The sequence below is a fragment of the Nocardiopsis dassonvillei subsp. dassonvillei DSM 43111 genome, assembly GCF_000092985.1.
GTDB classification, from domain to species: Bacteria; Actinomycetota; Actinomycetes; order Streptosporangiales; family Streptosporangiaceae; genus Nocardiopsis; species Nocardiopsis dassonvillei.
In genome coordinates this window covers 122,165-134,445 of sequence record NC_014210.1, presented here as the reverse complement: position 1 = coordinate 134,445, position 12,281 = coordinate 122,165, and the positions used below count along the sequence as shown (strand labels likewise).

General features: G+C 73.5%; 8 protein-coding genes. 2 read left to right on the top strand and 6 right to left on the bottom strand.

What is annotated here, in order from left to right:
* Positions 1-117 precede the first annotated feature (117 nt).
* Both NDAS_RS00535 and NDAS_RS00530 read right to left on the bottom strand, forming a co-directional pair.
* Positions 118-747, bottom strand: coding sequence for an aggregation-promoting factor C-terminal-like domain-containing protein (locus NDAS_RS00535; RefSeq protein ID WP_013151163.1), 630 nt, complete (start codon positions 745-747; stop codon positions 118-120).
* Positions 748-805: 58 nt separating this feature from the next.
* The gene (locus NDAS_RS00530; RefSeq protein WP_013151162.1) at positions 806-1,525 is read right to left on the bottom strand and encodes an aggregation-promoting factor C-terminal-like domain-containing protein; all 720 of its coding nucleotides are present in this window, start codon (positions 1,523-1,525) and stop codon (positions 806-808) included.
* 415 nt (positions 1,526-1,940) lie between these two features.
* On the opposite strand from NDAS_RS00530, the gene NDAS_RS00525 reads away from it, so the two are divergent.
* Positions 1,941-5,315 (top strand): SCO7613 C-terminal domain-containing membrane protein, encoded by a 3,375-nt coding sequence (locus tag NDAS_RS00525; protein ID WP_013151161.1) that lies wholly within the window; start codon positions 1,941-1,943, stop codon positions 5,313-5,315.
* Between the two features lie 99 nt (positions 5,316-5,414).
* On the opposite strand, the gene NDAS_RS00520 is transcribed toward NDAS_RS00525, so the two are convergent.
* The 3 genes from NDAS_RS00520 to NDAS_RS00510 form a co-directional block, all read right to left on the bottom strand.
* Positions 5,415-6,680, bottom strand: a complete 1,266-nt coding sequence (locus NDAS_RS00520; RefSeq protein WP_086000750.1) for a PhoH family protein — start codon at positions 6,678-6,680, stop codon at positions 5,415-5,417.
* 339 nt (positions 6,681-7,019) lie between these two features.
* Positions 7,020-7,781, bottom strand: coding sequence for an isoprenyl transferase (locus NDAS_RS00515; RefSeq protein ID WP_013151159.1), 762 nt, complete (start codon positions 7,779-7,781; stop codon positions 7,020-7,022).
* A gap of 93 nt (positions 7,782-7,874) precedes the next feature.
* Complete coding sequence (locus NDAS_RS00510) at positions 7,875-8,486, bottom strand: RNA polymerase sigma factor (protein WP_013151158.1); 612 nt, start codon at positions 8,484-8,486, stop codon at positions 7,875-7,877.
* Positions 8,487-8,795: 309 nt separating this feature from the next.
* On the opposite strand from NDAS_RS00510, the gene NDAS_RS00505 reads away from it, so the two are divergent.
* Entirely contained in the window at positions 8,796-10,166 is a 1,371-nt protein-coding gene (locus NDAS_RS00505; protein ID WP_013151157.1) for a serine/threonine-protein kinase, read from the top strand.
* Between the two features lie 14 nt (positions 10,167-10,180).
* Here NDAS_RS00505 and NDAS_RS00500 read toward each other — a convergent pair whose 3' ends face one another.
* Positions 10,181-12,214: a thioredoxin domain-containing protein gene (locus NDAS_RS00500; protein ID WP_013151156.1), complete on the bottom strand. Its 2,034-nt coding sequence runs from the start codon at positions 12,212-12,214 to the stop codon at positions 10,181-10,183.
* Between the last annotated feature and the right edge of the window lie 67 nt (positions 12,215-12,281).

Genomic DNA, 12,281 nt, shown 5'->3' with positions numbered 1-12,281 from the left:
GCCGCCCGCCGACCGCGGCGGACCCGGCACGACGGGGGCCGTTCCGGAAGGGAACGGCCCCCGCGTCTCGCGTGTGCACCGGAGACGGCGCCCTCCGTCAGGGGGCGCCCCGGCGGGTCAGTACCAGCCGACGGACTGGGAGTGGGCCCAGGCCTCGCAGGGAGTGCCGTAGCGGCCCTTGATGTAGTCGATGCCCCAGGCGATCTGCGTGGCCGGGTTGGTCTGCCAGTCGTCGCCGTGGGTGGCCATCTTGTCGCCCGGCAGCGACTGGGGGATGCCGTAGGCGCCCGAACTGGGGTTCTGCGCGCTGGGGTTCCAGTTGCTCTCCTTCTGCCACAGGGGCTCGAGGCAGTCGTGGAACTCGCTGGCGGCCCAGCCCTGGTCGGTGACCATCTGGAGGGCGATGCCCTTGGGGTCGCCGGTGAAGACGGGAGTCTCCTCCTCCTCTTCCTCCTCCTCGATGTCGCTTCCCTCGACCTGGGCCGTCAGGACCCCTTCGGTGAGAGCCGCGTCACGCTGCTCCTGAGCCTGACTGCGCAGGGTCTGGAGTTCTTCCTGGGACAACTGCTCGGAGAAGAACGACTCCTCCCCGGCTTCGGTGTCGGCGGCGGGTTCCTCGGTCTCCGGAATGGCGGCGCTGGCCACCGTGTCCGGATCGAGCTCGTCATCCGCGAACGCGGTGACGGCGAAGGTCGCACCCGCGACGAGGGTCGCCGCACCGACCGCCGCCGTACTACGCAGCGACATTCGGTTGATTAGCACGATTGCCTTTCCCAAGAGGGGGTTATTGGCAGGGAAAGCCCTATTAATACCAGTTGTTGGCCTGGGAGTGGGACCAGGCGCCGCAGGGGTTTCCGTAGCGGTCCTTGATGTAGTCGATGCCCCAGGCGATCTGCGTGGCCGGGTTGGTCCGCCAGTCGGAGCCGTGGGAGGCCATCTTGTCGCCCGGCAGGGACTGCGGGATGCCGTAGGCGCCCGAACTGGGGTTCTCGGCCGTGTGGTTCCAGTTGCTCTCCTTCTCCCACAGCGGCTCCAGGCAGTCGTGGAACTCGCTGGCGGCCCAGCCCTCGTCCAGGACCATCTGGAGCGCGATGTCCTTGGGGTCGCCGGAGGGGGCCGACCCGGCGGATCCGCCGCCGGAGGAGTCGGAACCGCCGGAGGTGTCGGCCTCGGGCTCCTCCTCGGGTTCGGGTTCGGGCTCGGCGATGTCGCTGGCCGTCCCGCTGTCGGCGCGGACGGCCCCCTCGACGGCCGCCCTGGCCTGCTCCATGCTCTCCTCGCGCTGGGTCTGGCGCTCCTGGTCGCTCTGCCCGGCCTGCGCGGCGAAGAAGTCCTCGGGCCGGTCGGACCCGCCGTCGCCGCCCGCCGCCGACCGCTGGTCGGGGACCACCGCGGCGGAGGCGAGCTGGCTCGGGTCTGCCGCGTCGCTCTGGGCGAACGCGGCGACCGAGAAGGTGCCGCCGGCGACGAGGGTCGCGGCGCCGACGGCGCCCGCATGTCGCAGTGAGATGAGGTTGAGTAGCAAAATCGCCCTTTCGCGTAGACGCACACGCGCCCCACGGGGTCCGCGTGTGTGAGAGTTCGCCGCCGCTGACCACGTGGCCCGGGGTGTCGCGCGCGAGGGAAGGGGTAGCCGTTCGACCGACCGCGGCGCGGGTTCCCACGTGGGAGGGGATGTTCGTGCAGCGGGTTCAGCCTGCATCATCGTCACGATGAAGTAACGCCAGATTTACTATGCCTTGGATCACATCACGGAATGCATCCGCGATGCGGTGCTTTGACCTGCACTTCGATACGTACAGTCAAGGAGGAGTCAAGTCCTCCCGGCACTGTGGCGAGGGTCTCCACACCTGCCGAAAGGAGACGGGGGTCACCGGGAACGGTGTTCCTGAGTACCCGTACGGATGTGCGCGGGCGGCTCCAGGGGTCAGGATGGCGCCATGAACGTCCACGGATCCCCGCCGTCCCCCGCGGGCCCACGGCTCAGCTGCCCGGACTGCCGCGCCCCGCTTGCCGCGCAGCCCCGCTCCTGCCGGCGGTGCGGGCTCCTGCTCGTCGGCGCCACCGCCCAGCGCCTGTGGCACATCGACACCGAGATCGCGCTGCTCAACAGCCGTGAGCGGCACCTGCGCGAGGAGCGCGCCGCCGTCGTGGCACTGCTGCGCGAGGAGTCGGGCCGAGGCGCGTCCCCGGCCGGAGCCGTTCCCGAATCCGCCGACGGGGAGCGGCCGTGGGCTCCGGGACCGCAGGGACGGCCGCCGGGGCCCGCGCGGGTCCCCGGTGCCGCGCCGGAACCGGCCGTCCTGCCCGGTGGCGCGCTCCCCGACGGGCACGGAGCCCACGCGCACGGGCAGACGGGAGGGGCTCCCCCCGGGCGGGCGCCCGGGGAGGTCACCCGCCGCTCGGCGCAGAACGTCATCCTCGGGCTGGGCGGCGTGCTCGTCGGCATCGCGGCTCTGGTCTTCGCCATCTGGACGTGGAGCGACATGGGCACCGGCGCCCGCGCCGGGGTCCTCGGCCTCACCACGGCGGCCTTCGCCGCCCTGGCCCTGCCGCTGCACCGGCGCGGTCTCAGGGCGACCGCGGAGACCTTCGGCTGCCTGGCCGCCGCGCTGCTGTGCGTCGACGCCCTCGCGCTGTGGCTGCTGACGTCGGAGCGGCTCGGGAGCGGGCCCGGCTACACCGCGACCGCGCTGCTCGTCATCGGCGCGCTGCTGGCGTCCTATCCGCTGCTCGTGCCGCTGCGGACGCCGCGCGTCCTGGCCGTCCTGCTCCTGCAGCCGGTGCCCGTCCTGCTGCTGGCGGCGTCCGGCTCCCCCGGCCTCTGGTCCTGGGCGCTGCCCGTCCTGGCCGCGACCGGACTCGCCGACCTGCTCCTGGCTCTCTGGTTCGGACGGCCCCGCGCGGGCGTCCCCGTGCGCGCCCTCCGGGTCAGCGCGACCGTGCTGTGGGTGCTGACCACGGTTCTGGCGCTGCTGTACACGGCCTTCGTCCTGGCCGCCTCCGCCGCGGGCGCCGATCACGTCGGAGCCCGGTGGTTCGTGGCCGCGGTCCTGCTGCTGTCGGGCGTGACCGGCCTGCTGTCGGCCCGCGGCCCGCTGCGCCACGTCCCGGAGGGCCCCGGTCCCGTGGGCGCCGTGAGCGGTGCCGCTGGTCCGGGCGCCCCGGGCGGTACCGGCGCGTCCGGGGTCCCCGCGGCCATCGCCCTGCTGGTCCTGGGGGCGGCCCCCCTGGTCGCCGGACCCGCGCACCTGCCCGCGCTGCCCAGGGCGCCCCTGCCCCCGTGGAACGGCGGTCCCCCGACCACACCGGTGTCCGACGTGCTGGGCCTGCCGGCGACGACCGCCCCGGACGCGGGGTTCCACCTGCTCGCCGTGCTCGTCTGCGCCCTGCTGTCCCTCGGCGCGGTGTTCCTGCTGCGCCGCCGAGCGCTGGTGCCCGCCGCCGCCCTGACCGCTCCCCCGGCGCTGCTGACGGTCGTGCACCTGCTGGACCCGCCGCACGCGGTGGCAGTGGTGTGCGCCCTCCTGGTCGGCGCCGCGCTGGTGCTGGCCACGGCCCTTGTACCGCGTCGGCCCGGCGCCTGGGTGCCCGCGCTCACCGGAACCCTGACCCTGCTCACCGGCGGCCTGTGGTCGCTCCCGGACCGGTACACCTCCCTGGCCGCCCTCGTGGTGGTGGAGGCGACCGTCCTGGTCGCGCTGCTGCTGTACGCCCGGTCCGGCCGCCCCGCGGTGCTCCACGCGACGGGCCTGCTCCTGTGGGCGCTGGCCCTGCTGACCGGTGCGTTCTTCGGGCTCGGCCTCGTGATCTCGGACACCGTGCCGCCTCCGGCGTGGTGGCTGCTGGCCGCCTGCGCGCTGCTGGCCGGGGCGAACGCGGTGGTGCTCGGACGGATCCCCCTCCCGCGGGCGGGCGGTGCCGGGGGCGACCCCCGGCCGGTGTTCACCGTGGTGGGCCTGCTCCTGCTCTCGTCCGCCCCGCTGCTGGCCGGGCGGGGGCACAGTCCCGGCCTGCCGCTGCTGTCCGGCGCGTACGGGCCGTGGACGGCGCCCGTGCGGGCGCTGGGCGACCCCGCCTACTCCGTCCTGGGGCTGCACCGCGTGGCGGGCCCGGCGGAGGCCGTCGGCACGGCGGCCGGAATGCTGCTGGCCGGTGCGGCGGCGGTGGCCCTGGTCGCCCTGCTCGACCGCGGACGGACGGCGGCAGCGGCGGTCCTCGCCGCGCCGCCCGCGCTCGTCGCGCTGCCCCTGGTCCTGGACGCGCCGTTCCTCGGCGCCCTGCTGTGGGTGTTCGCGGTGGGTTCGGCCCTGGCGCTGTGGTCGGCGCTGACCCGGGACGGGCGGCTCGGCTGGCTGGCGGGGCTGACCGGCCTCCTCACCCTGCTGCTCGGCACGGGCTGGGCGCTGGTCCAGGAGCACGCGACCACGGGCGCCCTGATGGGTGTCGCGGTGGCCGCCGCGGTGGCCGCGGCCCTGGCCCGGACCACCGTCGCGGCGGTCGGCGCCACGGCGGTGGCGACGGCGGCGACGGGCGGGTTCGCGCTGGCCCTGCCCCTGCTGCTGGGGGCTCCGGTGGAGCACGCGGCGCTGGCGCCGATCGCGATGGTCGCCGCGGTGGCCGTGGCCGCGCCGCGTCTGCGCGGACCGCTCGTACCGGCGGCGGAGGTCCCCGCCTGGGTGTGGGCGGCGGTCTCGCTGGGCGTCACCGCGGCGGCGGGGGCGCGGCTGGGACTGGTCGCGCTGGCGCTGGCCGTGGTCGGGGTCGTCGCGCTGGCGACCGCCGCACGGCCCGAACGGCGCTGGTTCGCGCTGGTGGGCGCGCTGCTGATGCTGGCGGCGCTGTGGACGGTGCTCTCCGCGTGGGACGTGGCCGTGCCCGAGGCGTACACGGTGCCGCCCGCCCTGGCGGCGCTGGCCGTGGGCTGGGAGTGGAGCCGCAGGGCTGCCGAACCGCCTTCGAGCTGGGCCGCCCACGGCGGCGGCCTGGCCCTGCTGTTCCTGCCCACCGTCGTGCTGGTGCTGACGGAGGACGGCATGGTGTGGCGGGTGCCCGCCGTGCTCGTGCTGGGCCTCGCGGTGACCGTGTGGGGGCTGCGTCGGCGGCTCCAGGCGGCCCTGGTGACGGGCGGGCTGGTGCTGGTGGCCACCTCGCTGCGGGCGTTCGGGCCGCCCCTGTGGGACCTGACCCGGCTGGTGCCGAACTGGGTGCCGTTCGCCGTCGCGGGTGTGCTGCTGCTGGTGATCGGCGCCCGCTACGAGGCCAACCTGGAACGGGTGCGGCGCCTGGGCCGCCTGGTGGCGGAGATGCGCTGAGAAGCCCGGTCACGCGCCCGTGGGGCGCGGCCCGGAACCCGCCGGGGGCTCCACGGGGCGGCGGGCCCGTCAGACCGACGGGCCCGCCGCGGTACCGCGTCAGTTCTCCAGCATCTCCGTGACCAGGGCGGCGATCGGCGACCGCTCGGACCGGGTCAGGGTGACGTGCGCGAACAGGGGGTGGCCCTTGAGCTTCTCGATCACCGCGACCACGCCGTCGTGGCGGCCCACGCGCAGGTTGTCGCGCTGGGCGATGTCGTGGGTGAGCACCACCCGCGAGTTCTGGCCGAGGCGGGAGAGGACCGTGAGAAGGACGTTGCGCTCCAGGGACTGGGCCTCGTCGACGATCACGAACGCGTCGTGCAGCGACCGGCCGCGGATGTGGGTGAGCGGGAGGACCTCCAGCATCCCCCGGTCCACGATCTCCTCGATGACCTCCTCGCTGGTCACCGCGGACAGGGTGTCGTGCACCGCCTGGCCCCACGGGGTCATCTTGTCGTTCTCGCTCCCGGGCAGGTAGCCCAGCTCCTGGCCGCCGACCGCGTACAGCGGCCGGAACACCATCACCTTGCGGTGCTGGCGGCGCTCCAGGACGGCCTCCAGACCGGCGCACAGCGCCAGCGCCGACTTGCCGGTGCCCGCGCGTCCGCCCAGGGAGACGATGCCCACCTCGGGGTCGGTGAGCAGGTCGAGGGCGATGCGCTGCTCGGCGCTGCGGCCGTGCAGGCCGAACACGTCGCGGTCGCCGCGCACCAGCTTCACCGACTTGTCGGGCTGGACCCGGCCGAGCGCCTTGCCGCGCTCGGAGACCAGGACCAGCCCGGTGTGGCAGGGGAGATCGCGGGCCGCGTCGATGTCGCTCTCGCCGCTGGTGAACAGTTCGCCGATCTGGTGCGCGGGCACGTCCAGCTCGGCCATGCCCGTCCAGCCGTGCTCGATGGCCAGTTCGGCCCGGTACTCGTCGGCGGCCAGCCCGATGGAGGCCGCCTTGATCCGCATGGGGAGGTCCTTGCTCACCAGCACGACGTCCCCGCCCTCCTCCTGGAGGTTGCGGGCCACCGTGAGGATCCGGGTGTCGTTGTCGCCGAGCCGGAAGCCCGCCGGCAGGATCTGCGGATCGCTGTGGTTGAGTTCCACCCGCAGCGTGCCGCCGGCGTCGTTCACCGGTACCGGGGCGTCCAGACGGCCGTGGGCGACCCGCAGGTCGTCCAGGCGGCGCAACGCGTGACGAGCGAAGTACCCGAGCTCCGGGTGGTGACGCTTGCTCTCCAGCTCGGTGATCACCACCACGGGGATGACGACCTCGTGCTCGGCGAACCGGCTCAGGGCGGCCGGGTCGGCGAGCAGGACACTGGTGTCGAGCACATAGACGCGTCCGTCCTGGCCTACCTCCGTACGGGGGTCGGGGGACTGGGTGTCACGGCGATCGGTCGAGGAACTAGCCACTCGTTCTCCCCTTGGGCACCGCTGGGGCGCCCTACTGTCACGGGATCATGGAGGACCGGGACCTGGCCCGCGAGGGCCGGGTCCGGCCCTCCTCGTTGACGTTCCGCGATGGCGGAGGAGATCAATGAGACGGGGCCTCCCGAACGGGTGGACGAACGCCACCCGCTACTTCCGACGCTACGCGTCCGTGCTCCCGTTTCCAAGGGACCTCTCCCTCCGCGCGGTGAACTCCGCGTTAAGGGGTCGGGCTTCGGGGGGTCAGGATCCGTAGCGGCGGTTGCGCGCGCCGTACGAGCGCAGTGCACGCAGGAAGTCCACCCTGCGGAAGGCAGGCCAGTAGACCTCGCAGAAGTAGAACTCCGAGTGCACGCTCTGCCACAGCATGAAGCCGGACAGGCGCTGTTCCCCCGACGTGCGGATGAGCAGGTCGGGGTCGGGCTGACCGCGCGTGTAGAGATGCCGTGCGATGTCCTCGATGTCCAGGCGCTCGGCAAGCTCCTGGATACCGGTGCCCTTGGCCGCCTCCGCTTGGAGGAGGGACCGAACCGCATCAGCGATCTCACGTCTACCTCCATACCCGACGGCGACGTTGACAACCAGCCCGGGGTTGCCGGATGTGGCCGTCTCCGCCTCCTTGAGCGCCTGGGCGGTGGACGCGGGCAGGATGTCGAGGGCCCCCACGGGGCGCGTGTTCCACCCCTCCTCGCGCAGCCGGGCGATGGTCTGCTCGATGATGCGCACCAGCGGGCCCAGCTCGGACTCGTCCCGGCTGAGGTTGTCGGTGGACAGCATCCAGAGTGTGACCACCTGCACGCCGACCTCGTCGCACCAGCGCAGCAGTTCGAAGATCTTGTTCGCGCCCGCCTGGTGGCCCTGCTCGGCCGCGCCGAGCCCGCTCACCTTGGCCCAGCGGCGGTTGCCGTCCATCGCGACACCGACGTGGCGGGGGATCTCCTGACTGGTCAGCCGACGCTCCAGGCGCCGCTCGTAGAGCCAGTACAGGGGGTCACGAAGCCCCATTGGCGAAACCTCTCAGAGCTGGATCTGGAACAGCACACCGTTGGAAAGGATGTGCCGACGGGGATGCCTCCAGCGTAGTTCGCCCGAAGGGGGCTACGTCACGGCCAGGGACTTGCGCACGTGCTTGCGCCCCTGGTGGATGCGGGACTTGACGGTGCCCAGGGCCAGGTTGAGCTCGGAGGCGATCTCGTTGTAGTCCATCTGGCACAGGTCGCGCAGGACCAGGGGGGCCACCAGGTTGGGGCGGTCCTTCTCCAGCTGGTCGAGGGCCTCCAGCAGGTCGATGCGGGAACCGGCGATGACGCTGGTGGTGCGGGGGTCGCTCTGGTGGGGCATGCGCTCGGCCTCGGTGGGGAACTCTGCCGAGCGCCGCTTCATGGAGCGGTAGGTCTGCCGGGCGGAGTTGGACACCACCGTGTACAGCCAGGTGGTGAACAGGGAGTCGCCCTTGAAGCTGTCGATCTTGCGCGCCACGCGCAGCAGCGCGTCCTGGCACGCCTCCTCGGCGTCCTGCCGGTAGGGCAGGAAGCGGGAGCAGCGGCGCAGGACCTCGGGCTGGATCCGCCGGAGCAGGTCGTCCAGGGCCATGGCGTCTCCGGCCTTGGCCCGGCGCGCGAGGTCCTCCAGCTCCTCGTCGACGTTGCTCGCCACCCGGCGCCGCGGCGCGGGGCTCTCCTCGTGGTCTGCGTGGTCACTACTGCGCATGTCTGGTCTCTCCCTGACTGACGGCAGACATCCGGCCGTCCGCTGCGGACGCGGGTGCGCCCCTTGCGTTCGAGGGTCACACGTCACCGGGACGTCTACGGCCCCGGTCCGGATCCGCACTCGTGAAAAATCGTCGCCTTCGCCGCCGCGCACGGCGCGGAGCCCGTCGGGCCCCCTCCAGTCTCCACGTCCGGAGGGGATCGGCGCCACCCGGAGAGGGGATCATATCGGCGGGAGGCAATGTGAAGGTACAGATGGTGTATTAGTGGGCAACGACCGCGTGTTCACCCCTGACAGACCGAGGCGGAGATGAGCCAACCTGAGGCCTTCGGGCGCTACCGCGTCATCCGGCGCCTTGGGTCGGGTTCCTTCGCCACGGTCTGGTTGGCGCAGGACGACCTGCTGAACTACTCGGTGGCCATCAAGGTACTCGCCGAGAACTGGGCGCACCAGATGGACATCCAGCACCGCTTCCTGGAGGAGGCGCGCATCCTGCGCCAGACCGACTCCACCTGGCTGGTGGCGGTGCACGACGTGGACGTGCTCCCCGACGGTCGGCCCTACATGGTGATGACCTACGCCGACCAGGGCAGCGTCGCCGACCTCATCCACCGGGGCACACTGCCCCTGGACGAGGCCCTGCGGCTGCTCACCGAGATCGGCCAGGGCATCACGGTGCTGCACAACCACGGCACGATCCACCGCGACATCAAGCCGTCCAACGTGCTGCTCCAGTCCTCACCCGTGGGACAGCGGGTGCTGGTGGCGGACCTGGGGTTCGCCAAGTCGATCGACGAGGCGTCGGGGTTCACCGCGGCGGCCGGGACCCCCGGCTACATGTCCCCCGAGCAGAGCATTCCCGGCGGTGACCTGGACGTCCGGTCGGACGTGTACTCGCTGGGCGCGGTGGCCTACGAGCTCATCACCGGCCGTCCGCCCTCGCGTCCGCCGGTGAAGGTGGCTCCTGGCCAGATCCGGCCAGGTCTGCCCCCCGCGCTCGACGAACTCATCCTGTCGGCACTTTCGGTGGACCGGGAAAGCCGTCCGGCGGACGCCAAAACCTTCACCGACCGGGTCAGAACCATCCGTATGGCGCCCGACCTGCCCAAGGCGGCCGTGCCGTGGTGGCAGCGGCTGCGCATGCCGTGGCGGCGGGCGACCGCCCTGGCGGGGGCGCTGGTGCTGACGGGCGCCAGCCTCTCGGGATCCCTGGGCAGGCCGGGGGTGTCCCTGACCACCGTGCACGACGCCGCGCAGGGGGTCTACCTGGAGGTGCCGTCGGTGTGGGCCCACGAGATCCACACCGCCCAGGAGGCCCTCCCCGCGGCGGCCGAGGCCGGCGCGGGTCCGGGCCTGCTGGTGGCGACCGACGCCGAGGACTGGGACTCCACCCGGGAGACGGCCTACGGTGTGTACGCGACCGTGGTGCGCGGCCCCGCCGACCTGAGCGGGATCGCCGGCGCCCAGCCGTGCGGGGACCCTCCCGAGGAGCGGCCGCTGGACACCGGGGAATGGGAGGGCACGGTGTGGGACTGGCCCGAGTGCCACGGCAACGGGTCGCTGAGCAGCGCCGCCGTACACGAGCCGGGCGAGCCCACGACCGTGTACATGGAGATCCGCCAGCCGGGCTACCGGCCCGACCTGGTGGACCGGATCATCGCCGGTACGCACCTGGGATAGGCCCCGGCGACGCGTCAGGCCAGCAGCTGCTCCCGCAGGTCCTCGGGCGAGGTGACCGGGAGCTTGCAGACGAAGCCCTCGCACACGTAGGCGGTCGGTCGCCCGCCCACCGGCGCGCGGTCGCGCAGCAGCGGCACCCCTCCGTCGTCGCGGCCGTCGCCGCGTGAGAGCACGGTGCCCAGCGGCGCCCAGACCAGCGCGGCGTGCACCAGCTCCGCGGTCCTCGGGTCGTCGGGGTCGCCCACCACCGCCACGGCGCGCGGCCCGGTCAGGAGGGCCTCGCCGGTGGCCAGGCCCCACCCGGCGAACCGGGCGGCCTTCTCCGCCAGCACCGCCACCGGGGACAGCGCCTCCTCAGCGGCCGTGCGGTGGCGCTCGGATCCGGTCAGCGCGGCGTAGGAGAGCAGCGCGGACGCCGCCGCCGACCGGCCGGACGGTGTGACGTTGTCGGTGGGGTCCTGGGGCCGGTTGAAGAGGCGCTCGGCGTCGTCGGCGGTGTCGTAGAACCCGCCGGAGCCGTCTCCGAAGCGCTCCAGGACGGTGTCCAGCAGGCGCCCGGCCTCGTGCGCGTAGCGCGCCTCCCCGGTCACACCGTGCAGGACGAGCAGCCCCTCGGCGACGTCGGCGTAGTCCTCCAGCACCCCGGCGCTGGTGCCCGCGCGCCCGTCCCGGGAGGTGCGGACCAGGCGCCCGTCCCGCAGGTGCACGCGCAGCAGCAGGTCAGCGGCCGCGCGGGCGGCCTCCACCAGGTCGGGCCGCTCCAGCAGCACCCCGGCCTCGGCCAGCGCGGCGACCGCCAGGCCGTTCCAGGCGGCCACCACCTTGTCGTCGCGCGCGGGGGCGACCCGTTCGGCGCGGGCCGCCAGCAGGGCCTCACGGACCCGCTGGTAGCGCCAGGCGTCGGCGGGCGGGGCGGGCAGCTGGAGCACGGAGGCGCCGCGCTCGAAGGTGCCCTCCTCGGTCACGCCGAACACCTCGGCGGCGAAGGCGGCGTCCTCCTCGCCCAGGACCTCCCGCAGCTGGGCGGGCGTCCACACGTAGTAGGTGCCCTCCTCGCCCTCGCTGTCGGCGTCCAGCGCCGAGGCGAACCCGCCCTCGGGCGTGCGCAGGTCGCGCAGCATCCAGTCGGCGGTCTCCCCGGCGACCCGGCGCAGCAGGGCGTGGGTGGCGGCGTCGGAGACCCCCGGACCCGAGGGGCGGCGGCCCATCCGGGCGTAGGCGCGCAGCAGCAGGGCGTTGTCGTACAGCATCTTCTCGAAGTGCGGCACGGTCCACTCGCGGTCCACCGAGTATCGGGCGAAACCGCCGCCGAGCTGGTCGTACATGCCGCCCTGCGCCATGGCCAGGGCGGTGCCGCTGGCCATGAGCCAGGCGGGCGTGGACTCGTCCGCGCTCTGCAGGGGCCGGGTGCGCTCGTCCTGGGCGGTGAGGAAGGAGAGCAGCATCGACGGCGGGAACTTGGGCGCGGTGCCGAAACCGCCGTGGGCGCTGTCGTAGTCGCGCACCAGCGCGCGGACGGCCAGGTCGAGCCGGTCCGCGGAGGGCGGGGGCGCGGCGGCCAGGGTGCGCGGGCCGCTCAGCGCCTCCACCACGCGCGCGCCCTGGCCGACCAGTTCGGTGCGCTGGTCCCGCCAGGCGTCGGCCACGCCCCGCAGCAGGCGCTGGAAGTGCTCGCGCGGGAAGTAGGTGCCGCAGTAGAACGGGGCGCCGTCGGGGGTGGCGAACACGGTCATGGGCCAGCCCCCCTGGCCGGTCATGGCCTGGGTCGCCTCCATGTACACGGCGTCGACGTCGGGGCGCTCCTCGCGGTCCACCTTGACGTTGACGAACAGGCTGTTCATCAGGGCCGCGGTCGCCTCGTCCTCGAAGGACTCGTGGGCCATCACGTGGCACCAGTGGCAGGCGGCGTAGCCGACGGAGACGAGGAGGGGCACGTCGCGCCGACGCGCCTCGGCGAGGGCCTCCTCACCCCAGGGCCACCACTCCACGGGGTTGTCGGCGTGCTGCAACAGGTACGGGCTGGTCGCGTCGCTCAGGCGGTTGGACATGCCCCCAACTCTGCCATCCGGGGCGGCGGGGCGTCGCGCACCCGCCCGAGCGGAGTCCACGGCACGG

Coding starts and splice junctions, on each gene's coding strand:
- NDAS_RS00535 (WP_013151163.1), bottom strand. CDS start 747: ATGTCGCTGCGTAGTACGGCGGCGGTCGGTGCGGCGACCCTCGTCGCG.
- NDAS_RS00525 (WP_013151161.1), top strand. CDS start 1,941: ATGAACGTCCACGGATCCCCGCCGTCCCCCGCGGGCCCACGGCTCAGC.
- NDAS_RS00515 (WP_013151159.1), bottom strand. CDS start 7,781: ATGGGGCTTCGTGACCCCCTGTACTGGCTCTACGAGCGGCGCCTGGAG.
- NDAS_RS00510 (WP_013151158.1), bottom strand. CDS start 8,486: ATGCGCAGTAGTGACCACGCAGACCACGAGGAGAGCCCCGCGCCGCGG.
- NDAS_RS00505 (WP_013151157.1), top strand. CDS start 8,796: ATGAGCCAACCTGAGGCCTTCGGGCGCTACCGCGTCATCCGGCGCCTT.
- NDAS_RS00500 (WP_013151156.1), bottom strand. CDS start 12,214: ATGTCCAACCGCCTGAGCGACGCGACCAGCCCGTACCTGTTGCAGCAC.